This window comes from Phocaeicola faecalis (assembly GCF_021730445.1).
Taxonomy (GTDB): domain Bacteria; phylum Bacteroidota; class Bacteroidia; order Bacteroidales; family Bacteroidaceae; genus Phocaeicola; species Phocaeicola faecalis.
This window is the reverse complement of sequence record NZ_JADNRM010000003.1, coordinates 30,748-53,434: the sequence shown is the minus strand read 5'-3', so window position 1 is coordinate 53,434 and position 22,687 is coordinate 30,748. Positions and strand designations below refer to the sequence as shown.

The 22,687-nt window shown below is 42.9% G+C and carries 18 protein-coding genes; 8 read left to right on the top strand and 10 right to left on the bottom strand.

Annotated elements, in window-relative coordinates:
- Nucleotides 1-16: 16 nt before the first annotated feature.
- Genes IR173_RS05565 through mraZ form a run of 8 tightly spaced genes read right to left on the bottom strand, consistent with a single transcriptional unit; the run spans nucleotide 17 to nucleotide 9,438 of the window.
- Nucleotides 17-1,399: an FtsW/RodA/SpoVE family cell cycle protein gene (locus IR173_RS05565; protein WP_237038683.1), complete on the bottom strand. Its 1,383-nt coding sequence runs from the start codon at nucleotides 1,397-1,399 to the stop codon at nucleotides 17-19.
- Nucleotides 1,400-1,450: 51 nt separating this feature from the next.
- Nucleotides 1,451-2,785 (bottom strand): UDP-N-acetylmuramoyl-L-alanine--D-glutamate ligase, encoded by a 1,335-nt coding sequence (murD, locus tag IR173_RS05560; protein WP_237038682.1) that lies wholly within the window; start codon nucleotides 2,783-2,785, stop codon nucleotides 1,451-1,453.
- Nucleotides 2,786-2,798: 13 nt separating this feature from the next.
- A complete protein-coding gene (gene mraY / locus IR173_RS05555; RefSeq protein WP_237038681.1) occupies nucleotides 2,799-4,067 on the bottom strand; it encodes a phospho-N-acetylmuramoyl-pentapeptide-transferase in 1,269 nt (422 codons plus the stop codon).
- A gap of 11 nt (nucleotides 4,068-4,078) precedes the next feature.
- Nucleotides 4,079-5,533: a UDP-N-acetylmuramoyl-L-alanyl-D-glutamate--2,6-diaminopimelate ligase gene (locus tag IR173_RS05550; protein WP_237038680.1), complete on the bottom strand. Its 1,455-nt coding sequence runs from the start codon at nucleotides 5,531-5,533 to the stop codon at nucleotides 4,079-4,081.
- A gap of 15 nt (nucleotides 5,534-5,548) precedes the next feature.
- Nucleotides 5,549-7,675: a penicillin-binding protein gene (locus tag IR173_RS05545; protein WP_237038679.1), complete on the bottom strand. Its 2,127-nt coding sequence runs from the start codon at nucleotides 7,673-7,675 to the stop codon at nucleotides 5,549-5,551.
- 4 nt (nucleotides 7,676-7,679) lie between these two features.
- Nucleotides 7,680-8,057 (bottom strand): FtsL-like putative cell division protein, encoded by a 378-nt coding sequence (locus tag IR173_RS05540; protein WP_237038678.1) that lies wholly within the window; start codon nucleotides 8,055-8,057, stop codon nucleotides 7,680-7,682.
- A 5-nt stretch (nucleotides 8,058-8,062) separates the two neighbouring features.
- Complete coding sequence (rsmH, locus tag IR173_RS05535; RefSeq protein ID WP_237038677.1) at nucleotides 8,063-8,977, bottom strand: 16S rRNA (cytosine(1402)-N(4))-methyltransferase RsmH; 915 nt, start codon at nucleotides 8,975-8,977, stop codon at nucleotides 8,063-8,065.
- Nucleotides 8,974-9,438 carry a division/cell wall cluster transcriptional repressor MraZ gene (gene mraZ, locus IR173_RS05530; RefSeq protein WP_237038676.1) on the bottom strand — a complete coding sequence of 155 codons (465 nt, stop codon included), beginning with the start codon at nucleotides 9,436-9,438 and terminating at the stop codon, nucleotides 8,974-8,976. The genes rsmH and mraZ overlap by 4 nt, the downstream gene beginning before the upstream one ends.
- A gap of 366 nt (nucleotides 9,439-9,804) precedes the next feature.
- On the opposite strand from mraZ, the gene IR173_RS05525 reads away from it, so the two are divergent.
- Nucleotides 9,805-10,623 (top strand): 1-acyl-sn-glycerol-3-phosphate acyltransferase, encoded by an 819-nt coding sequence (locus tag IR173_RS05525; protein ID WP_237038675.1) that lies wholly within the window; start codon nucleotides 9,805-9,807, stop codon nucleotides 10,621-10,623.
- 24 nt (nucleotides 10,624-10,647) lie between these two features.
- Nucleotides 10,648-11,628, top strand: coding sequence for a GNAT family N-acetyltransferase (locus tag IR173_RS05520; protein ID WP_237038674.1), 981 nt, complete (start codon nucleotides 10,648-10,650; stop codon nucleotides 11,626-11,628).
- A 335-nt stretch (nucleotides 11,629-11,963) separates the two neighbouring features.
- Here the strand turns inward: IR173_RS05520 and IR173_RS05515 are convergent, their stop codons facing one another.
- Nucleotides 11,964-13,295, bottom strand: coding sequence for a deoxyguanosinetriphosphate triphosphohydrolase (locus IR173_RS05515; protein ID WP_237038673.1), 1,332 nt, complete (start codon nucleotides 13,293-13,295; stop codon nucleotides 11,964-11,966).
- A gap of 118 nt (nucleotides 13,296-13,413) precedes the next feature.
- Between IR173_RS05515 and dut the strand changes: the two genes are divergently transcribed.
- From dut to IR173_RS05495, 4 genes are read left to right on the top strand one after another with little or no spacing between them, the layout of a single operon-like run.
- Nucleotides 13,414-13,848 (top strand): dUTP diphosphatase, encoded by a 435-nt coding sequence (gene dut, locus IR173_RS05510; RefSeq protein WP_237038672.1) that lies wholly within the window; start codon nucleotides 13,414-13,416, stop codon nucleotides 13,846-13,848.
- 9 nt (nucleotides 13,849-13,857) lie between these two features.
- Nucleotides 13,858-15,681, top strand: coding sequence for a tetratricopeptide repeat protein (locus tag IR173_RS05505; protein ID WP_237038671.1), 1,824 nt, complete (start codon nucleotides 13,858-13,860; stop codon nucleotides 15,679-15,681).
- Nucleotides 15,678-16,520, top strand: a complete 843-nt coding sequence (locus IR173_RS05500) for a DUF4292 domain-containing protein (RefSeq protein ID WP_237038670.1) — start codon at nucleotides 15,678-15,680, stop codon at nucleotides 16,518-16,520. Before IR173_RS05505 ends, IR173_RS05500 begins: the two co-directional genes overlap by 4 nt.
- Complete coding sequence (locus tag IR173_RS05495; RefSeq protein ID WP_237038669.1) at nucleotides 16,517-17,860, top strand: murein hydrolase activator EnvC family protein; 1,344 nt, start codon at nucleotides 16,517-16,519, stop codon at nucleotides 17,858-17,860. The genes IR173_RS05500 and IR173_RS05495 overlap by 4 nt, the downstream gene beginning before the upstream one ends.
- Before the next feature lie 463 nt (nucleotides 17,861-18,323).
- Here IR173_RS05495 and IR173_RS05490 read toward each other — a convergent pair whose 3' ends face one another.
- The gene (locus tag IR173_RS05490; RefSeq protein ID WP_237038668.1) at nucleotides 18,324-19,391 is read right to left on the bottom strand and encodes a M20 family metallo-hydrolase; all 1,068 of its coding nucleotides are present in this window, start codon (nucleotides 19,389-19,391) and stop codon (nucleotides 18,324-18,326) included.
- Nucleotides 19,392-19,598: 207 nt separating this feature from the next.
- On the opposite strand from IR173_RS05490, the gene IR173_RS05485 reads away from it, so the two are divergent.
- Together IR173_RS05485 and prfB are read left to right on the top strand one after the other, a co-directional pair.
- Nucleotides 19,599-21,404 carry an AMP-dependent synthetase/ligase gene (locus tag IR173_RS05485; RefSeq protein ID WP_237038667.1) on the top strand — a complete coding sequence of 602 codons (1,806 nt, stop codon included), beginning with the start codon at nucleotides 19,599-19,601 and terminating at the stop codon, nucleotides 21,402-21,404.
- A gap of 132 nt (nucleotides 21,405-21,536) precedes the next feature.
- Nucleotides 21,537-22,655: a peptide chain release factor 2 gene (gene prfB, locus IR173_RS05480; protein ID WP_237038666.1), complete on the top strand. Its 1,119-nt coding sequence runs from the start codon at nucleotides 21,537-21,539 to the stop codon at nucleotides 22,653-22,655.
- Nucleotides 22,656-22,687: the final 32 nt, after the last annotated feature.

Genomic DNA, 22,687 nt, shown 5'->3' with positions numbered 1-22,687 from the left:
CCTAATATGTTCAGTCTTAGACTGATTTATTGTCTTCGGAAGTTTCTGTTGCTACTGTTTCGTCTGCCGAAATTGGTTCTGACACCTCCGAAAGTATATCTTCGTTCTCAAGTTTACCGGCTGCTTCGGTTGTTACCAGACCTCGTGCATGTTCCAGCAAAATCTGGGTAGCTGCTTGTAGCCTCACTTCGGCAGCAGTCTCTTCTTCCTGTTTCTTTTGTTCTTCTTTCTCTACTACATATCGGCTGACACTGAGAATCATGCCGATGTAGGCGCAGTTGATTAAAGTGGATGTACCTCCTTTGCTGATAAGAGGCAATGGCTGTCCCGTGACAGGGAAAAGACCTACTGCCACCATCATATTCAACATAGCCTGGGAGACTAGCAAAATGGCAATGCCCATGACAAGGAATGCAGGAAAAGCTTTTTCACTCTTTCGGGCTATCTTCCCGGCACGCATCAGTAACCAAATGTAGAGAATGACAACAAAGCCGCCTCCCAACAACCCAAGTTCTTCAATAACAATAGCAAAAATAAAATCGGAGAACGCCTGCGAAAGAAAATCTCGCTGGACACTGTTGCCCGGCATTTTTCCAATGATATTGCTGGAGGCAATGGCGATATTGGCATGGGCGATTTGAGCATCCTTGTCAATATCATATTTAGCAGCCGGAACAGCTTCTTTATCTTCGAAGAATCCTTTAATACGGTTCTGCCATGTCTCTACACGGTGCATCATCGGTACGTCACGGTATTGCTTTGCGGGTGTTACCATAATCATTCCCACAAATATGACGGCAATGACTCCTACAATGGAAGTCAGCTTGAGGAGTTGTTTCCATGGTACGCGTCCGATAATCATCATCAGAAAAACAACTCCAAAAAGTAACATGGCTGTTGAACCGTTCTCGGGAGCAATTAATATGAATACGATACCGGTAATCCACATAATATATTTGAATGCCTTCGGATTGGCACTGTCTTCTTCTTGAAACTTGGAAAGAATGAAAGCTGTGACGATGATAACAGCCATTTTAGCAAGCTCGGACGGTTGGAACTGGATGCCGAAAAAAGTCATCCATCGGGCTGCTCCGTTCACGCGGTCACCTGTAATAATACCCATTCCCATTACGAATACCAATAAAACTGCAGATATAGGCAATAAGAAGAAGGGAAGAACTCTAAACCACTTGCAGGGAATGTTATGCACCAATACCACAATGCAAGCACCCACCATTAGGATAACACTATGCTGAGTGATGGGACCCCAATGGTCTCCACTTTTGTAAGTAAGCGTACTGGCGGCGCTGAATACCTCTACAATGGAAATCAAACAAAGAAACAGGAAGATAATCCAGATTACTTTGTCGCCCTTGAATAAGTCTTTTATCAGGTCCATGCTATTTTATTTTCAGTTTATACGTTGGCTAAATTAATCAGGTTGCCTCTTTTACAATGCCCTTACGCATTCTTTAAACTGCTCCCCACGGTCTTCGTAACTCTTGAAGAGGTCGAAGCTGGCACAACAAGGGCTCAACAATACAGTTTCACCTTTCTTTGCCATGCGATAGGCTGCATCCACAGCATCTTTCATACTCTGAACATCAGCTGTGGGGAGTCCGAATGAGTCGAAGAACTCATGCAGCTTTTCATTGTGTAACCCCATATAAATGAGCCCTACACATTTCTCTTTTACCAAATCGGCGATTTCATTGTAATCATTGCCTTTATCTTTTCCGCCTAAAATCAGAACTGTTTTTGTCTTCATGCTTTGCAATGCATACCAGCAAGAGTTTACATTGGTGGCTTTTGAGTCATTGATATAGTCCACTCCTTTTACGCGGCATACTGTTTCCAGTCGGTGTTCCACTCCTTTGAAGTCTCCCAAGGCTTCGCGGATACATTCTTTGCGGATGCCGGCCAAGTTAGCGGAAATACCGGCAGCCATGGAGTTGAATAAATTATGAGTGCCGGTCAGGGCCAACTCTTCTTGTTCCATGTTGAAGGCAATCGGTCTGGTGAAGCATACCTTGTCTTTCTCAACATAGGCAGCTGCTCCGTCTTCTTTTTGCTCGGCAAAAGGATAGTAATGTCCGTGAATTCCATATTTATGGAGTTCACGCTGAATAATCGGATCGTCATTCCAGAAGATAAAGGCATCTTCGTCTGTCTGATTTTGTATGATGCGGAATTTTGCATCCACATAATTTTGCATTTCATGGTCATAACGGTCCAGATGGTCCGGGGTGATATTCATCAGCACCGCAATGTTGGCATGAAATTTATACATATTATCCAATTGGAAGCTGCTCAGCTCAATTACATAATAATCATAATTGCATTCAGCCACTTGAAAAGCAAGACTTTGCCCTATATTTCCAGCCAGACCGACATTCAGTCCTGCTTTTTTGAAGATATGATAAATAAGGGAAGTAGTGGTGGTCTTGCCATTACTGCCTGTAATACAAATCATTTTAGCGTTCGTATAACGTCCTGCAAACTCTATCTCAGAGATAACAGGTGTTCCTTGTGCTTTCAATTTCAAAATCATTGGGGCATCATTAGGGATACCGGGGCTTTTTATCACTTCATCAGCGTTTAGTATCAGCTCTTCGGTATGCTTTCCTTCTTCCCATGCAATGCCTCGTTCGTTTAGCATATCTTTGTATTTGTCCTTAATCATAGACATGTCTGAAACAAATGTCTCAAAACCTTGTTTCTTTGCCAGAACTGCTGCTCCCGCACCGCTTTCTCCGGCTCCTAATATGACAATTCTCTTAGCCATAATCAATCTTCGTTTATCTTATCTTTAATGTAATAATCGTAATTGCAGCCAGCACGATAGTGACAATCCAGAAACGTACTGTGATTTTAGATTCATGAAATACACTGCCGGGTTTTGTAAAGACATAGCTGCAATTAGGGTCTAGTTGTGCTAATGTAGTGCGGAAATGGTCATGGATAGGTGTACGCTTGAAAATACGTTGCACATGTCCTTTCTTTTTTCCACTCTTGAAATATCTCACTTGAAGAATAACCGATAAGTTTTCTATCAAGAAGATTCCGCAGAGGATAGGTATAAGCAATTCTTTGTGAATAATGATTGCAAATACCGCTATGATACCACCGATGGTCAAACTTCCCGTATCGCCCATGAATACTTGTGCCGGGAATGCATTATACCAAAGGAAACCAATGAGTGCACCAATAAATGCACATATAAATATAACCAGTTCTTCACTACCGGGAATATACATTATATTAAGGTATCCGGCATATTCGATGTGGCTGGATACATAGGCCAGAATGCCGAGCGTCAAACCTATGATAGCAGAGTTACCGGCTGCCATTCCATCCATGCCGTCATTTAGGTTGGCACCATTCGAGACGGCAGTTACAACAAAAATGGTTACTAAAACGAATAATATCCATCCGGCAGTTTGAGCATGCTCGCCTAGAAAGCCTACAAAATCAGCATAATCCAAGTTGTTGTTCTTAAAGAACGGTATGGTTGTTTTGGTGGATTTCTCATCATGGGTCTTATGAATCACTTCTACTATTTCTCCTTCTTTCTGTATTTCTACATTCTCACGGATAACCACATTGGGGCTTAGGTAGAGAGTTAACCCTACGATTAATCCTAACCCAACCTGGCCGATAATTTTAAATTTGCCATGCAAGCCTTCTTTATCTTTCCGGAAAACTTTGATATAGTCATCCAAGAATCCTAATGTGCCTAGCCAAACAGTAGTAATCAGCATCAATATCATATAAATGTTATCCAGTTTTCCCAATAAAAGACATGGAATGAGGATAGCCACAATAATAATAATCCCCCCCATCGTAGGAACGCCTACCTTCTTTACGTTAAAAGGGTCGATAGAGGCGTCGCGCTGGGTTTCTGTAATCTGTTTCCGTTTCAGCAAGTTGATGAAATATTCTCCGAAGATAGCGGATATCAACAACGAAAGTATGACAGCCATTAATGAACGGAATGATACATAGCCGAACATTCTGGCTCCGGGAAAATCACACTGCTCTAAAAATTTAAATAAATAATATAGCATCTCTTGTGGGTTTATTCATTAGCAAATATATCTTTCAATACCTCCTTATCATCAAAATGGTGCTTTACACCTTTTATTTCCTGATAGTTTTCATGCCCTTTTCCGGCAACCAGCACGACGTCTTTCGCTTGGGCAAGCATACATGCCGTGCGAATGGCTTCTTTTCGGTCTGCTATGCTGATAACTTTACGCATATCGTCTTTGTCCAGTCCTGCAAGCATATCATTAATGATATCCTGCGGTTCTTCAAAACGGGGATTATCTGAAGTAATGATGACCCTGTCACTTTGCTTTGCTGCTTCTTGGGCCATTAAAGGACGCTTTCCCTTATCACGGTTACCGCCTGCGCCTACCACTGTAATCACTTTCCCTTTTCCGTTCAATACTTCGTGGATGGCATTCAACACATTTTCCAGTGCATCGGGAGTATGTGCATAATCAACGATGGCTGTATAGCCTTTGGGAGAACGCAAGGAATCAAAACGCCCGGCGACGGGGTGTAGTGTACTTAAAGCAAGAAGAACATCTTCAGGTTTCTTTCCTAGCAGACAGGCGGCACCATAAACGGCTAATAAATTGGAGGCGTTGAAACGTCCGATGAATTGTACGTTGACCTCTACATTATTAATGTCCAGCAACATTCCTTCAAATCCATCTTCAAGCACTTTGCCCTTAAAGTCACTGAGGCTGCGAAGAGAATAGGTGCTGACTTTCGCTTTGGTGTTCTGTGTCATAACCAAGCCGTTTTTATCGTCTAGATTGGTTAGGGCAAAAGCGCTTTTCGACAAGCCGTCAAAGAATGCTTTCTTGGCTTTTAGATAATTCTCGACCGTTTTGTGATAATCCAGATGATCGCGCGTCAAATTGGTGAAAATAGCCCCGGCAAACTTTAAACCTCCAATCCGCTTTTGGGCAACAGAATGTGAACTGACTTCCATGAAGACATACTTGCAACCTTCGTCTGCCATACGGCCTAATAATTGGTTTAATGTAATGGGATCGGGAGTGGTATGGTCTGTAGGAATCGCCTCATCATCAATATAATTACAAACTGTGGATATTAAGCCAACCTTATAACCGAATTTACGGAACATATTATATAATAAGGTGGCAATGGTGGTTTTACCATTTGTTCCGGTCACACCTACCAATTCCAGTTGTGATGTCGGGTCACCATAAAAGGCAGTGGCCAGTTTCCCGACAATATCTTCTGTATCGCTTACCTTAATATAAGTGATGTTTTCGTTCAATGTTTCGGGAAGAGTCTCGCATACCACTGCAACAGCACCTTTTTCTATTGCTTTTGTGATATAAGCATGTCCGTCTGTCTGCGTACCTTTTACAGCTACAAACGCATGTCCCGGTTCAATAAGACGTGAGTCCATATTGATTCCTGAAATATCTTTGGCGGTATTGCCACTGATTTCGCTTACGGTTATACCTTTTATAATCTCTTCCAGTTTCATTTTTTTTCTTCTATATTAATTTAATCGTAATTGTATGGTTTGTCCCTTGCGTATAGTATTGCCGGCCGGAATACTCTGCGACTTGACTTTACCCATTCCGTTTAGACGGGCTTTCAAGCCGACACTCTCCAATAGATAAACAGCATCTTTAGCGCCCATGCCGATTACGCTCGGTACCAGTTTATTATTTATTTCTTTTTTACTGAACATTACATTCTCTGGATTCGTCGTGACGTTTCCCCAGACCGGCTTGTCAATTGAATAGCTGTTTGATAGACCGGTGGTTCTTACATCAATCTGATTTAATACATAGTTTGCTGCTCCTATGTCTCCGTGTTTCACGTCAGGAACTAAGATGGAAGTTGAATCTTTCGCACCTTGTAAGTCCTGGGCAAGATGTTTGGCAAACACGCGTTCGGCTATATTGCGGAATACAGGACCGGCCATACCGCCTCCCGATGCCGGATAACCATTCTTTTGAATGGCCACGATACAACTGTATCGGGGAGCTTCGGAAGGGAAATAACCGCAGAAGCTGACCAAATACTGGCGCATTCCGTTAGTGTATCCCGATCTTCCTTGAGATACTTGAGCGGTACCTGTTTTCCCGGATACATGGAACTGTTTGGAACCTGCTTGCCGGCCTAATCCCTCGCTAACTACCTTTTCAAGAATAACTTGTATCTCTTGAATTGTTTTGGGAGAAGCGATAGCCGGGTTAAGAACCTCGGTCGGAATTTCTTCTACTACTTGTCCGTCTTTCACGATTGCCTTGACAAATTTAGGTTTGACCAATACACCGTTGTTTGCTATAGCGTTATAAAACGTTACCGTACTGATGGGAGGAATCTGTGTCTCATATCCGATAGACATCCATGCCAATGCCGTCCGTGACCAGTTATTCTTGTTAGGCATGCGGATAAATGGGTCGCCTGCTCCCGGAATATCCAAATGGAGTGGAGACGCTATACCTAATTTATATAAACCTTGTACATACTTCTCAGGATGGTCGTGATAGTTTTGGTCTATTAACCGTGACACACCGATGTTGGAAGAGTACATTAACGTTTGCGTAGTGGTGATTACGCCATATCCTCCCCGATGCCAGTTATGGTCTTTCATGCGGGCACCATGCATGTTATAAACGCCGTTTCCGGTATCAATAGTTTGGTCGGGGGTTATTTTCCCATCTTCAAGAGCTACCATGATAGAGGCCGTTTTAAAAGTAGACCCGGGTTCCATCATATCCGAGACCGCATTATTGCGGATTTCTCTGTATACTCCATCCGCACATTTGGTCATATTCACAATCGCCTTGATTTCTCCGGTCTGTACTTCCATTAAAATGGCAACACCTACGGTTGCATTAATTTCTTTCAATTTATCGACCAATGCTTTTTCTGCGATATCTTGCATACCGACATCGATTGTCGTAATGATATCACATCCGTCGACAGGTGGTATGTCTACTATGTTCAGGTATTTGTTCATCACCTTTTGACGGTGGGTAATACCTTCGCGTCCCTTCAATATAGAATCGTAAGAAAGCTCCAAACCATTCTTGGCACCTTGTTCAATGTCGGGATACATATCGCCTAATGTACGCATGGCTAATGAACCGAATGGTTTTTTGCGCTGGTTGAATGCCTGTTCGTGAAAGCCGCCCTTGTATTTGTTTAAGTTGAAGACCGGCAGACGTTTAGCCTCCTTATATTGTATGTAAGACACCCGTTTGGGATAAAGCAGATAATTGCGGCTTCCTTTCTTCCTACCTTTTAATATGTGAGATTTGAATTCCGCCTTGCTCTTATCCGGAAAAATCTGATGCAGGCCATCACAGATGGAGTCCATATAGAGCATAAGTAAGGAGTCCTTCAGGTGACCGCCGGCTTTGAAGTCCATATAGATTTTGTATTCCGGAAGACTGCTTGCCATTAACTGTCCATCAGAAGATATGATATTTCCGCGGGTTGGACGGACGGTTACGTTCTCTTTCACAAAACGGTCGGCTACATCTTTCCAATATTGCCGTTCGGCAAACATGATGACGCCGGCTTTGCAAATAATTGCAATACCTATCAATACCATCACCAGAATGATGAAGGAATAGCGGGTCATTATGCTTTTTTGATTCGGCATCATAATTTTAGTCTTTTTTTATCAGGTAAGGACGGTTGGTAGCCGTTTGTAAATGGCTCTCTTCCGTCGAAATATACTCTTCGATACGTGACTGACGGCTCTTTTCCATTAATTCGGATGAACGGGTAAGGGCGTCATATTTAATATCTACTAAATCTTTCTTTAACTTATCTATTTCAATCAGCTCCTGTTGGCTGCTGTAGCGGTTGTCGATGTACAACACCGTTAATATCATAATAAGGATAAGCAAACGGGTTTGTCTCTTAAAGAAATCGTTAGCTAGAATATCTCCTCCTAATATGCTGCGAATAGACATGTGTTTAGGAGAAGGAGCGGCATGCTCTTCCTTGGCCTGTTGTGTATTTTGCTTTTGTTCTTCTTCCATCTCGTTTATCTTTTTTCTGCGATTCTCAATTTGGCACTGCGTGAGCGGGGGTTGCGTTCCACTTCTTCGCTATCGGCAACGATTACTTTGCTGTTTATCAGCTTGAATGGTGTTTGCACATTTCCAAAGAAATCTTGTTCCGTCTTCCCCTCTACATTGCCTGTCTTCATGATGTTCTTTACCATTCGGTCTTCCAGAGAATGATAGGTAATAACGACTAAACGTCCGCCCGGCTTCAGAGCTTCGGTAGCAGCATAAAGCATTTCCTTCAGGGCTTCCATCTCTTGATTGACCTCAATGCGTAGAGCTTGAAATACTTTAGCCAGTTCTTTCTTTTCGCGCTCACGGCCGAATAAAGGTTTAATGATTTCCAAAAAATCTCCGATGGTGACAATCTGTTTGACTGCACGCGCTTTTACGAGGACGGATGCCAGCTTGCGGCTGTTCTTCAATTCTCCATAAAGATAGAAAATGTCGGCAAGGCGTTCTTCGTCGTAGGTGTTTACCACATCGGCTGCTGTCATGCCGGCACGTTTGTTCATACGCATATCCAGCTTCCCCTCAAAACGGAAGGAGAAACCGCGTTCCGAATCATCAAAATGGTGAGAAGAAACACCTAAGTCTGCTAAAATGGCATCTACACCTTCTACGCCATAATAACGAAGGAAATTATGTAAATAGCGGAAGTTGCTGCGCACAAATGTGAAACGCCGGTCGTTTACGATATTCTTCTCCGCATCTTCGTCCTGGTCAAAACTGAGCAAGCGTCCTGTATGGTCCAAACGATTCAGTATCTCTTTGGAATGGCCGCCACCACCGAATGTTACATCTACATAGATGCCTCCGGGCTGGATATTCATTCCGCTTACACTCTCGTCCAGCAGTACCGGTATGTGATATGTCTGTTCTGTTTCGCTCATTCTAATCCTTCATTATTGTTGTTTCCCATTATTTCTTCTAGCTCCTTGCCGAAATCTTCAGGCATCATGAACGGCTTGTCTGCAATTTCCTTTGCCCATATCTCGATTGTGTCATCCATCCCGATGAATCTGACTTCTTGCTGAATGCCTGCCAGTTTTAAATATCTTTTCGGGATGAGAAAACGTCCGTTGCCGTCCAGTGTGATGATTTCTACGTCCGACACGAATTGCCGGAATACCATTTGATGTTTGGAGTTCCAGCGGTTGAGCTTGCTGCGCAATTCGTTCATTTGCTCGTTCCATACACTTTCCGGGTATAAAACCAGGCAATCCTGATAGGTGTCTTTACGTAGAATCAGGCATTCTTCGGCCGCAGTTTGCAACTGCTTCCTGAATACAGCCGGAAAGAAAACCCTTCCTTTTGCATCTGTTTTTGCTTCCGAATTGCCAAGAAATCTCATCTTTACACCTTATTATATTATTCAGGTTGTAAAATTACACAATTCCCCACAATTCCCCACAATAAAACCAAGAAAATATTTCGAGAAGTTTTCAACAGGTTGTTGAAGGGGCTATGCACTTGGTAAACAGGAACTTTAATTTTAATAATTTTCTTATAAAAAGGGCTGGAATCAGGCTGGTGCGGGAAGTGGAGAAAGCAACCGGATAATTGCACATTCGTTTTTAAACTGCGCAAAAACAGTGTGCTTTGTATTGTCTCAGACACAAAAACTCTTAATTTTTTTAGAGAAGGGCTCATTTTTCTGTCATAAATTGCCAATATAAAAAAAGATAAGTTACTTTTGCAATGAAAAGACGTTTGTAAAATGGCTGACGACTCTATATTTTTAATTGACATAGATAAGATTTTAAAGACGAAAGCTGGGAAGAAATCCAAATACATTCCTCGCTTTGTTACTTCATACTTGAAGCGTATTGTGCATCAAGATGAGTTGAACGTCTTTCTGCATGACTCCAAAGATAAAGTCGGAGTTGAATTTCTGGAAGCGTGTATGGAGTTCCTGGATGCTAAAGTGGAAATTAAAGGTTTGGAAAACTTGCCTAAAGAGGGTAAGTGTACTTTTGTGAGTAATCATCCGTTGGGAGGACAAGACGGTGTCGCTTTAGGATATATTCTTGGGAAGCATTATGACGGTAATGTCCGTTACTTGGTAAATGATTTGTTGATGAACCTGCACGGCTTGGCACCGTTGTGTATTCCTATCAATAAAACCGGTTCCCAATCCAGAGATTTCCCTAAAATGGTAGAAGCCGGTTTCGCTTCTGATAATCATATCATTATGTTTCCCGCCGGGCTATGTTCGCGTCGTCAGAATGGTGTGATAAGAGACTTGGAATGGAAAAAGACGTTCGTAACCAAGAGCGTGGAGACGCAACGCGATGTAGTACCTCTGCATTTTGAAGGACGAAACTCGGATTTTTTCTATAATCTGGCCAACTTATGTAAATTCGTAGGTATCAAGTTTAACATTGCTATGCTTTATCTGGCTGATGAAATGCTGAAGAACCGGCATAAAACTTTTACCTTGACCATTGGTAAACCCATCCCCTGGCAAACTTTTGATAAGTCTAAAACTCCTGCACAATGGGCGCAGTTTGTAAAGGACGTTGTCTATAAACTATAACAGACAAAGGAGAGAGAAATATATATGGAAGAGATTATTGCACCAATTAACAAAGAAATTCTAAAGGCGGAATTAACAGAGGATAAGCGCCTTAGATTTACTAATAAGAGTCATAATGAGATTTATGTCATAACCCATCAGGATTCCCCCAATGTAATGAAGGAAATCGGGCGTTTGCGCGAGATTGCTTTCCGTGCTGCGGGAGGAGGTACCGGGAAATCAATGGATATTGATGAATATGACATTATGGAGAATCCCTATAAGCAGTTGGTGGTATGGAATCCGGAAGCTGAAGAAATATTGGGCGGTTATCGTTATCTGTTAGGCGATGAGGCTCAATTTGACGAACATGGCAAGCCGCTCTTGGCAACAGCTCATATGTTTAATTTCTCCGAAACATTCTTGAAAGAATACTTGCCTTATACTGTCGAACTCGGACGTTCGTTTGTGACACTGGAGTATCAGTCGACACGTGCCGGCTCAAAGGGCTTGTTTGCTCTCGATAATTTATGGGATGGCTTGGGAGCTTTGACGGTTATCAAGCCGAATGTGAAATACTTCTTTGGTAAGATGACAATGTATCCCAGTTATCACCGTCAGGGACGTGATATGATTCTTTACTTCCTCAACAAGCATTTTGGCGATAAGGATAAACTTATTACTCCGATGAAATCGTTGGAAATTGAAACAGACCCGGAACTGCTGAAGAACTTGTTCTGTTATGAATCTTTCAAGGAAGATTATAAGGTGCTTAATACTGAGGTGCGTAAGTTGGGGTATAACATTCCTCCATTGGTAAATGCATATATGAGTTTGTCTCCGACAATGCGCATGTTTGGTACAGCTATCAATTATGGATTTGGTGATGTGGAAGAGACAGGTATCTTGATTGCTGTCAATGAAATATTGGAAGACAAACGTGTGCGCCATATTGAGTCTTTTGTGAAGCAGCATCCTGAGTCATTGAAGATAACTTCCGGAGCACATCCTATTTTAGCTAAATAATTGTATATACATAGAAAGAGGCCGTGAGGCTGGACAAGCAATTGCCGGAAGGCGGTTGAAATATTCGGGCAGGTATAAACTTGCCCGAATGTTTTTTAGGGATAGCCGATGTCATTCTTCTCCGATACATTAAAATCACTTAGAAACAGCATGATGATATAGTAAGTTGTACCTGCTTATGCCTTCACGCTCTCATTCTTTCCTTCTTTTATTGATGAGCGTAAAATATTCATTAACCACGGCCGTGGTTAACTTTAACCACAGTCGTGACTAAGTCTAACCACGCTCGTGAGCAGGCTTAACCACCACCGTGGTTAAGCAAATACAATAGGAGCTTATACAGCAGGCAGACTGTTGCCTTTTATTTTGCGATAAAGGTCGAGCGCGTACACGTCGGTCATTCCGGATATATAATCGAGTACAGCCTGTATCTTTTCGTACAGAGTTGGGGCATTCACATTGTATTGGCTTGACATACGGTTGATTAGCAGTTGTGAATAAGCCTTTTCGGGCGTACGGACTGCATTAATCATCAAATCGATTAGCGTGCTGATTACCCTGAAACCGGCAAGTTCTATATCCAGTACGTCGCTGGAACGATAGATTTTATGAAAAGCAATCTCCGAACAATGCTGGTATGCCTCCTTTAAAGGAGAATCGATATGCTTGATGAGTGCCCCCTCAAACTCTCCCGCGAGGATGTCTTCTTCATGCTCGATGAAGACTCGGGTGCATTCTTTTATCAATGCTCCGATAACTGAAGAACGAAGATATGCAATCTGTTCATTAACGTCTGTTACGATTTGGCAAACCTCTTCTATTCGCTGCTTCCTTTTGTCATCAAAGAACAAACTATATAATTCCTTCGTCTCGGCATGAGTCAGTAGCTTTAGTTTGTGAGCGTCTTCTATATCCATCATTTGATAGCAGATGTCATCTGCAGCTTCTACCAGATAAACCAGCGGATGGCGGGCGTATTTCAATGGTTCTCCTTCTTTGCTTACTTGGATGATGCCCAATTCGGTTGCTATTTTCTGAAAGTCGGCCTCTTCGCTCAGGAAGAAACCGAACTTTGATTTCTTTCCTGCCAAACGCGAAGAAAAAGGATATTTTACGATGGAAGCAAGGGTTGAATAGGTCATCACAAAGCCGCCTTTCCGCCTTCCTTCAAATTGATGGGTTAATAACCGGAAAGCGTTCGCGTTTCCTTCAAAATGTATTAGGTCATCCCATTCCATCGATGAAAGCTCTTCTTTTAATGCTATTCCTTTCCCTTCTGAAAAATAGGTCGAGATAGCTTTTTCTCCCGAATGTCCGAAAGGCGGATTGCCTAAGTCGTGTGCCAGACAAGCGGCCGATACAATGGAACCTATTTCTGATAGATGTGAATCTGCCAGTTCGGGATGTTTCTTCAATAACCGGCTGGCTACATCATTCCCCAAAGAGCGTCCTACGCACGACACTTCCAGACTGTGTGTCAGTCGGTTGTGTACGAATATGCTTCCGGGTAATGGAAATACCTGCGTCTTGTTTTGCAAACGACGGAAAGGAGCGGAGAAAATCAGTCGGTCGTAGTCACGTTGAAACTCGGAGCGGTCGTCTTTCCGTGCTTCGTGCAGCTCTTCCAGCCCAAAGCGTTTATTTGATATTAATTGTTTCCAGTTCATAATTCGGGGTTTATATGTTTGCAAAAGTATAAAATCTCCGTTTAAAAAACTGTAAACGCTTAGATAAATCCATTGAATTGTGTAGATTTGCATCTTATTAGATAAGTTAATTTTGAAAATGAAAGTACAGGTAATCAATAAATCAAAGCATCAGCTTCCCCAATATGCTACCGGGCAATCGGCGGGAATGGATATCCGCGCTAATTTGGACGAACCGATTGTGTTAAAACCTTTGCAGCGTTGTCTTGTTCCGACAGGATTGTATATTGCCCTTCCCAAAGGGTTTGAGGCGCAAATCCGTCCACGCAGTGGCTTGGCTATCAAGAAAGGTATTGGCGTATTAAATTCTCCCGGCACTATCGATGCCGATTATCGGGGAGAGATTTGTATTATCCTGATAAACCTTTCGGCGGAAGATTTTACGATAGAAGACGGAGAGCGGATTGCACAGATGGTCATTGCCCGTCATGAACAGGCCGAATGGCAGGAAGTGGAAGTCTTGGATGAAACAGAACGTGGTGCCGGAGGCTTTGGACATACCGGTAAAAACTAGAATAAAGTAATGAATAATAAACAAACAACTAAAAGATATCTGCCGTTATTATTATGGCTTTGCCTTGTGGCTCTGCTCATGTCGTGCGGAACCATGCGGAAAGAGACTGCTTCTTCCAAAAAGAAATTGCTGGCGGAAGAGCAGAGGGATCCGTTGACACCTGAGCAACGCCGTAAATACGATTATTTTTTCTTGGAAGCACTCCGCATGAAGGAAAAAGGAGACCTTGACGCTGCTTTTGAAATGTATAGCCATTGCCTGGATATCTATCCTCAGGGAGCGGCAACTCTATACGAGATTGCCAAATTCTATATGTTCCTCAATCAGCCCGATAAAGGCGAAAAGGCGTTGAAGGATGCGGTGGCATCCGATCCCAATAACTATTGGTATAATCAGACACTCGCTGCGTATTATCAGAATAAGGGGGAGGCGGCAAAAGCAATTTATGTATACGAAGATATGGTCAGCCATTTTCCCAAACGACTGGAACCATTGATGTCGTTGGTGGACCTTTATACCCGCACCAAAGATTATCAGCAAGTAATCAATACATTGAACCGTTTGGAGGAACGCGACGGAAAATCCGAGGCCATCAGTATGGAGAAATTCCGTATGTATCTGGCGATGGATAATGACGAACAGGCGTTTACCGAAATAGAGAACCTGGCGAAAGAATATCCTTATGATATGCGTTACCTCACTATCTTGGGGGATGTCTATATGAATAACGGAAAGGAGGAAGAGGCACATTCTATTTTTCAAAAAGTACTGAAAGAAGAACCGGGCTATGCTCCTGCCATGCTGTCTATGGCTACTTATTACGAGAAGAAGGGACAAGATAGTTTGTATCAAGCTCAGTTGGACTCTATTCTGTTGAATGACAGGGTGGAAAGCAATACCAAGATGAATATCATGCGCCAGCTCATCCTCCGTTCGGAACAGACTGACAAGGACAGCACCAAGATAGCCGGTTTGTTTAATTCCATACTCGAAAGAAAGCAGGAAAATGCGGATATTGCTATGTTGGCAGCTCAATATTTCCTGACTAAGAAGATGGATAAGGAATCTGTTCCCGTTCTTCATAAAGTGCTTGAGGCAGATCCCGAAAATATTCCTGCCCGCTTGCAGCTCTTGAGTTTTGCCATTCGCGAGCAAGATATGGATGAAGTGATAGCACTCTGTACTCCGGCATTGGAGTATACTCCCGAAACATTGGAGTTTTATTATTATCTGGGACTGGCTTATCACCAGAAAGACCAGCCCGACGAGGCGCTTGAAGTCTTTAAGAAAGGGGTGAATCAGGTAAATGAGAAGAGTGATAAGAATATCGTATCAGACTTCTATGCCATCATGGGAGATTTATATCATATCAAGAAAATGAATGTCGAGGCTTATGCTGCTTATGATTCCGCTTTGGTATATAAGGAAGATAATATCGGCGCCCTCAACAATTACGCTTATTATCTGTCGGTAGAGCGCAAGCATTTGGATAAAGCGGAAGAAATGAGTTACCGTACTGTCAAGGCTGAGCCGACAAACGGAACTTATCTCGATACATACGCTTGGATACTTTTTGAGAAAGGAAAGTATGCCGAGGCTCGCATTTACATTGACCAGGCCATGCAAAACGATGGAGACAAGAGCTCGGTAGTGGTGGAACATTGCGGAGACATCTATTATATGAGCGGCGAAAAGGAAAAGGCGTTGGAGTATTGGCGACAAGCCGAGAAACTTGCCAACGAACCGCCCCGAGAGGGCAGTGAGCCGCGCGATGAGAAAGAATTGAAACTATTGAAGAAGAAGATTGCACAAAAGAAATATTTTGCAGAATGATGAAGCGTATCTATATTTATTTGTTCGGAGCCGTATTGTTGACACTCGTTTCTTCCTGTTCTTCTACCAAGAGCATGAAAAAGAGTGTGTCTATCGGTAATCTTTCGGAAACGGAGTATATGATTGAGGTTCTCAACCGTGCGCCGGCATGGGATGCTTTGACGGCAAAGATGTCAATGGCTGTCGACTTGAACGGAAAGGGACCTACCAAGGTAAACGGCACTATCCGCATGAAACGCGATGAAGTGATACAGCTGTCTCTCACGGCTCCGTTCATCGGTTTCGAAGTGGTACGTGCCGAAATCTCTCCCGATGGGATATTGGTGATGGACCGCATGAACAAGCGTTATGTGCAGGTTTCGTTTGCAGAACTTAAAGGATTGGCAAAGGCGGACTTGGACTTTCACTCCCTGCAGGCATTGTTTCTGAACGAAATCTTCCTTCCCGGCAAGAAAACATTGTCGGCTCGCGATATTTCGGCGTTCACTGTTCATCCCGAAAATGAGAATGCCGTGCTGCTGGAAGTGAAAAATGGAAAGAAGTTTGCTTATCGTTTTCGTACCACAGCCAATGAAGGGCTGTTGAAAGAAAGTCATATCAGACTGGCCGGCACTTCTTATGGATTGCGTTGGAAGTATGATGAGTTCCGTTCGTTGGAGAAAAAGCAGTTCCCGAGTCGCATGCTTGTCTCTTTTGAAGGAGGAAAGAAGCCTGTCACGGCCACTTTCGACCTTTCCCGCCTGTCCACCAACAGTGACTGGGACACTCATACCGACGTGCCCAAGAAATATGATAAAGTTGAATTGCAGGATTTGCTCAAACAGCTCATTAAAAAATGAAACGTATCTTCTTACTATGCATCGCCTGTTGTTTTCTGAGTGCACTGTCGGCGCAGAGTACCCGGAAGATTAGGGAGCTGGAAAACAAACGGAAAGAATTACATCAGCAGATTGCCGAGTCAGAGACTTTACTGCAGTCTACCAAGAAAGATGTGAAAAGCCAATTGGAGAATCTGGCTCTGCTCACCGGACAGATAGAAGAACGTAGAAGATATATCCATACCATCGAAGCGGATGTAAATACATTGGCAAAGGAAATTACAACTTTGCAACGCCAGTTGACTGCTTTGCAGCGCGACTTGAAGGAGAAAAAGAAGAAATACGAGGCGTCTGTGCAATATATGTACCGCAACAAGTCTGTGCAAGAGAAATTGATGTTTATCTTTTCGGCCGAAAACCTGAGTCAAACGTACCGTCGTATGCGTTATGTACAGGAGTATGCTGACTATCAGCGTCTTCAAGGACTTGAAATAGAACGTAAACAGCGCCAGGTGATATCAAAGAAAAAAGAACTGGAACAAACCCGCAAAGCAAAAGAAAACCTTTTAAAGCAAGGGGAGGCAGAGAAAGCTAAGCTTGAAATTCAGGAAAAAGACCGTCAGACACTTTTGGCTAACCTTAAGAAGAAGCAGAAAGGAATACAGAATGAAATATCCAAGAAGAAACGCTCTGCACAACAATTGAATGCACAGATAGACCGATTGATAGAGATTGAAATAGAAAAGGCCCGTAAACGTGCTGAAGAAGAGGCTCGCCGTAAGGCTGCCGCTGAAGCTGCTGCACAGAAGGCTGTCGCGGCAAAAGTTGCCGAAGCGAATAAAAAGAGTGGTGAAGGAACTGCCTCTACTTCAAAATCGGGTGCCAAAGCTCCCGAAAGAAAGGCTGCACCGGTGGAGAAATTTAATTTGAATAATGAGGACCGCCAGTTGTCGGGCAATTTTGAACGCAATCGCGGAATATTGCCGATACCGGTTACTGGGCCGTATGTCATCGTGAGTCATTACGGACAATATGCCGTAGACGGACTCCGTAATGTGAAGTTGGATAATAAAGGAATTGATATTAAAGGTAAGCCGGGAGCAAAAGCACGTGCAATCTTTGATGGAGAAGTCTCTGCCATATTCCAGTACAACGGATTGAATAATATTTTGGTGCGGCATGGCAATTATATATCGGTTTATTGTAATCTGTCTTCCGTGGCTGTATCTAAAGGAAGTAAAGTAAGTACGAGAACTATCCTTGGAACGATTCATACCGATAGCTCAGGCAATGCGGTGCTTCATTTCCAGCTGCGTAAAGAGACGGCGAAGTTGAACCCCGAACTTTGGTTGGGAAGGTAGCTTTCTTCTGTTGTCGTTTTCATACAAAGTTCCCATGAATAGGGGCTTTCATCCTCTTTCCAAAAAACCTTGGTCTCTAAAACCTCCAAGGTCTTTTGCTTCATCTAAAATCAGGAGAAAGATTAGGCTGATAGACGAGGGCTCATTTATTCCCTGTTTGGATATGCGTAAACAGATAGAAGATGAAAGGGAAATTATTAAGAAGCTGAGTGATACAGATAGAATACTGGAGACCGACTTAAAGGCTTGCAGTGAAACCTATGCTACTTTTGAAGTACAACAAAGAATTTTGTGTCGTTTTTCTCGGGCATTTGTGCAGGCTTTTTCTGTCATTCTGTAGCGAAGAGTCTGTTGGCATAAAGATGCGTGCATCCGGATTCTTCACATTGAACAGAATGACAAAAGGAGAAGACTGTTGAGGCTTTCGGTTTTTTTTTGAAATGTGCACGAAGGCATTCTTGTGCTATTGTATCACCAGTCCGTCCAACAATTCGATATACAGTCCGATGGCTTCTTCTATTTCAGATACCATAATATATTCATCGGCCGTGTGAGAACGTGACGACTTGCCCGGTCCTATTTTTACCGATGGGAATTTCATCAAAGCCTGATCAGACAAAGTGGGAGAACCGAAAGGAACACGTCCCAACTGAACAGCGCGTCTGACAAACGGGTGTCCTGCATCAATGTGAGATGAATTCAGACGGAACGAACGCGCTTTGGCTTCACTCTTGATGTGAGTGCTGATTTCGTGGAATAATTCCTCATTGGAATAGCACTCATTGCTGCGGATATCTACCACAAATGTGCAGATATCGGGAATAACATTATGTTGGGTTCCGGCGTTAATCTGGGTAACGCTCATCTTTACTGGTCCCAATAAAGAGGATTCTTTCGGGAAACGATAGTCGCGGAGCCATTGGATGTCTTCCAATACCTTATATATAGCATTGTCACCCTCATTGCGTGCCGCGTGTCCTGCTTTTCCATGAGCCGTTACATCGAGCACCATCAAGCCTTTCTCGGCTATGGCGGGTTGCATCTCTGTCGGTTCTCCTACAATGCCCAGTGTGATGGGTGGAAGTTGGGACAACACACTTTCGATGCCGTTCTTACCCGACACTTCTTCCTCGCATGAAGCCAGAAAGATAAGGTTGTAAGCCTGTTCGGTAGTAGACAAATGGCGGTAGACTTGAAACAAAGATACTACACTGGCACCTGCATCGTTGCTACCCAGCCCGTAAATCTTTCCGTTTTCTGCTTTTGGAGTGAAAGGATGTTTGCGCCAGCCGTTCACCGGTTTTACCGTATCGATGTGTGAATTGAGCAAAATGGTAGGTTTGTTCAAGTCAAACATGGGGCTGATGCACCAAATGTTGTTTCCCGAACGGCCTGTCATGATACCGGTCTCTTCGATATAGTTTTGAAGAAAATCGGCGGCAGCTTCCTCTTCTCTGCTTAGAGAGGGGATACCTATCAGTGAATTCAGCAATGTGGTTGCCTCTGAAGTGTAATATGCTACGTCAATCATATAGATTTTATAATTATTGTGGGGCAAAGATACGATTTTTGCCCGGTAAAGTATGCTTGGAAGTGACGATAATTAAGTTATGTATGCAACTAATTTTAAAGATGGGATTCTTGTAACTCTTTGACTGGTTGGTAAAATTAATACCTATTTATGATGGATAATTCCAAATTAAACGATAACTTTGCCACGTATTTAAAATAATTTATAATGAGCAATTCCCAATTATCTGTCCTGATTCAACGTCAGGCTGAGAAATATGGCGACCGTGTAGCCCTGAAATATCGTGATTATGACACTGAAACTTGGATTCCAGTTTCATGGAAGCAGTTTGCCGAAACGGTGACAACGACTTCCAACGCACTTCTTGAGTTAGGTGTGGGGGTACAAGAAAATATTGGTGTCTTTTCTCAAAATAAGCCCGAATGTCTTTATGTGGATTTTGGTGCCTTTGGCGTTCGTGCAGTAACTATTCCTTTTTATGCCACAAGTTCGGAAGCCCAAGTGCTTTATATGCTGGGTGATGCGGATATACATTATCTTTTTGTAGGCGAACAGTTACAGTATGATGTGGCTTTTCGGGTGATGTCGCTTGGCACACAGTTGAAGCAGATTATTATTTTTGATAAGGATGTGAAACGCGACGAACGTGACACTTCCTCGATTTACTTTGACGAATTCCTGAAGTTGGGCAAAGCTCATCAGCATCAGGCGGAAGTGGACAAACGTATTGCCGAATCGGGCAATGGGGATATTGCCAATATCCTTTATACCAGTGGAACGACTGGCGACAGTAAGGGAGTGATGTTGCATCATTCTTGTTATGAAGGAGCTATCAAAGCACACAATGAACGTTTCCCGCAATTGAGTGATCAAGAAGTGGTGATGAATTTCCTACCTTTTACTCATGTGTTTGAGCGTGCCTGGAGTTATTGGTGTATTTCAATGGGATGCCAGTTGGCTGTCAATTTGCGTCCGGTGGATATTCAGAAGACCATCAAGGAGATTCGCCCGACGGCCATGTGCAGTGTTCCTCGTTTTTGGGAGAAAGTGTATTCTGGGGTTCAGGAGAAAATCAATGAGACAACCGGGCTGAAGAAGAAACTAATGCTGGATGCATTGAAAGTGGGCCGTGAGCATAATATAGAATATGTATGTAAGGGACTTACACCTCCGGCCTTGCTTCACATGAAATATAAATTTTATGAGAAGACCATTTATAGCTTGTTGAAGAAAACTATCGGTATTGAGAATGGTCGTTTCTTTCCGACTGCTGGGGCAGCCATTCCACCTGCTGTTCAGGAATTTATATTGTCGGTAGGTATTAATATGGTAGCGGGATATGGATTGACCGAGTCAACTGCAACCGTGTCTTGTGAAAATGACTTTGATCATGTGGTAGGTTCCGTAGGACGTATTATGCCGCATGTGGAAGTGAAAATCGGCGAAAATAATGAGATATTGCTCCGCGGTGTCGGCATTACGCATGGGTATTATAAGAAAGAAGCGGCAACAAAAGCTGCCTTTACCGAAGACGGATGGTTCCATACCGGTGATGCCGGTTATATCAAAGACGGACATTTGTTCCTGACCGAACGTATCAAGGATTTGTTTAAGACCTCAAACGGAAAATATATCGCTCCTCAAGCCATCGAAGCTAAGTTGGTGGTAGACCGTTATATCGATCAGATTTCTATTATAGCAGATGAACGCAAGTTTGTTTCGGCTTTAATCATCCCGGAATATAAACTGGTGAAGGATTATGCCGAAAAGAAAGGCATCAAGTATGCTTCTATGGAAGAACTGCTGCAGAATCGACAGATTATCGATTTGTTTAAGGAACGGATTGATACGCTTCAACAGCAATTTGCACATTATGAACAAATTAAACGTTTCACCTTGTTGCCTCATCCTTTTAGTATGGAACGCGGCGAACTGACTAATACGTTGAAGATTAAGCGTAATGTGTTGAATAAGAATTATGCTGCCGAAATAGAGAAGATGTACGAAGAATAAAGAATTTGATTCACCTGTATTTTAGGCACGGATTGTACGGAATGCATTGTTCTTTCATTAAAAACAGTGAAATCCGTGTAATCGGTGCCTAAATTGTTATATCTTTGCAACTTAAAAGAAAAAATCCTCAAAATGATAACAATAGAGCAACTGAAAGACGTAAAAGAACGTACCGCTGCCCTCGAAAGATACTTGGACATTGAGAATAAACTGGTTCAGGTGGAAGAAGAACAGCTGCGTACACAAGCGCCCGGATTTTGGGATGATGCCAAGAAAGCTGAGGCACAAATGAAGAAAGTAAAAGAGATTCAGAAATGGATTGACGGATATCGTGAGGTAAAGACTTTGTCGGACGAATTGGAATTGTCTTTTGATTTCTTTAAAGATGACTTGGTGACCGAGGAAGAAGTGGATGCCGCTTATTCTAAAGCAATCACTGCTGTAGAATCTTTGGAGTTGAAAAATATGCTTCGTCAGGAAGCCGATCAGATGGATTGTGTCCTGAAAATCAATTCGGGAGCCGGAGGCACCGAAAGTCAGGACTGGGCATCCATGTTGATGCGTATGTATATGCGTTGGGCCGAGACAAATGGTTATAAATTAAGTATTGCCAATCTTCAGGAAGGGGATGAGGCCGGTATCAAGGCTGTGACTATGAACATTGAAGGCAGTTTTGCTTATGGTTATCTAAAGGGTGAGAATGGTGTGCATCGTTTGGTGCGTGTTTCTCCTTATAATGCTCAGGGTAAACGTATGACATCTTTCGCTTCTGTATTTGTGACTCCGTTGGTGGATGACAGTATTGAGGTAAATATTGAACCGGCACGTATGAGTTGGGATACCTTCCGAAGTGGTGGAGCCGGCGGACAGAACGTAAATAAGGTAGAATCCGGTGTACGTTTGCGTTATCAGTATAAAGATCCTTATACGGGCGAAGAAGAAGAAATCTTGATTGAAAATACCGAGACTCGTGACCAGCCGAAGAATAAGGAGAATGCAATGCGTCAGTTGCGCTCTATTCTTTATGATAAGGAGCTGCAGCATCGCATGGAAGAGCAGGCCAAGGTAGAAGCCGGAAAGAAGAAGATAGAGTGGGGGTCACAGATTAGAAGCTATGTGTTTGATGACCGTCGTGTGAAAGACCACCGTACCAATTATCAGACATCGGATGTAAATGGTGTGATGGATGGAAAAATTGACGACTTTATTAAAGCGTACCTCATGGAGTTCTCGGGATCGGAGAATGTGTAAAAAGTAAGTAAATTATTTGTTTTCTCCCGGAA

Bases quoted from the DNA above. Each gene is read 5' to 3' on its own strand.
- IR173_RS05565 (WP_237038683.1), bottom strand. From the start codon at position 1,399: ATGGACCTGATAAAAGACTTATTCAAGGGCGACAAAGTAATCTGGATT.
- murD (WP_237038682.1), bottom strand. From the start codon at position 2,785: ATGGCTAAGAGAATTGTCATATTAGGAGCCGGAGAAAGCGGTGCGGGA.
- mraY (WP_237038681.1), bottom strand. From the start codon at position 4,067: ATGCTATATTATTTATTTAAATTTTTAGAGCAGTGTGATTTTCCCGGA.
- IR173_RS05550 (WP_237038680.1), bottom strand. From the start codon at position 5,533: ATGAAACTGGAAGAGATTATAAAAGGTATAACCGTAAGCGAAATCAGT.
- IR173_RS05545 (WP_237038679.1), bottom strand. From the start codon at position 7,675: ATGATGCCGAATCAAAAAAGCATAATGACCCGCTATTCCTTCATCATT.
- IR173_RS05540 (WP_237038678.1), bottom strand. From the start codon at position 8,057: ATGGAAGAAGAACAAAAGCAAAATACACAACAGGCCAAGGAAGAGCAT.
- rsmH (WP_237038677.1), bottom strand. From the start codon at position 8,977: ATGAGCGAAACAGAACAGACATATCACATACCGGTACTGCTGGACGAG.
- mraZ (WP_237038676.1), bottom strand. From the start codon at position 9,438: ATGAGATTTCTTGGCAATTCGGAAGCAAAAACAGATGCAAAAGGAAGG.
- IR173_RS05525 (WP_237038675.1), top strand. From the start codon at position 9,805: ATGGCTGACGACTCTATATTTTTAATTGACATAGATAAGATTTTAAAG.
- IR173_RS05520 (WP_237038674.1), top strand. From the start codon at position 10,648: ATGGAAGAGATTATTGCACCAATTAACAAAGAAATTCTAAAGGCGGAA.
- IR173_RS05515 (WP_237038673.1), bottom strand. From the start codon at position 13,295: ATGAACTGGAAACAATTAATATCAAATAAACGCTTTGGGCTGGAAGAG.
- dut (WP_237038672.1), top strand. From the start codon at position 13,414: ATGAAAGTACAGGTAATCAATAAATCAAAGCATCAGCTTCCCCAATAT.
- IR173_RS05505 (WP_237038671.1), top strand. From the start codon at position 13,858: ATGAATAATAAACAAACAACTAAAAGATATCTGCCGTTATTATTATGG.
- IR173_RS05500 (WP_237038670.1), top strand. From the start codon at position 15,678: ATGATGAAGCGTATCTATATTTATTTGTTCGGAGCCGTATTGTTGACA.
- IR173_RS05495 (WP_237038669.1), top strand. From the start codon at position 16,517: ATGAAACGTATCTTCTTACTATGCATCGCCTGTTGTTTTCTGAGTGCA.
- IR173_RS05490 (WP_237038668.1), bottom strand. From the start codon at position 19,391: ATGATTGACGTAGCATATTACACTTCAGAGGCAACCACATTGCTGAAT.
- IR173_RS05485 (WP_237038667.1), top strand. From the start codon at position 19,599: ATGAGCAATTCCCAATTATCTGTCCTGATTCAACGTCAGGCTGAGAAA.
- prfB (WP_237038666.1), top strand. From the start codon at position 21,537: ATGATAACAATAGAGCAACTGAAAGACGTAAAAGAACGTACCGCTGCC.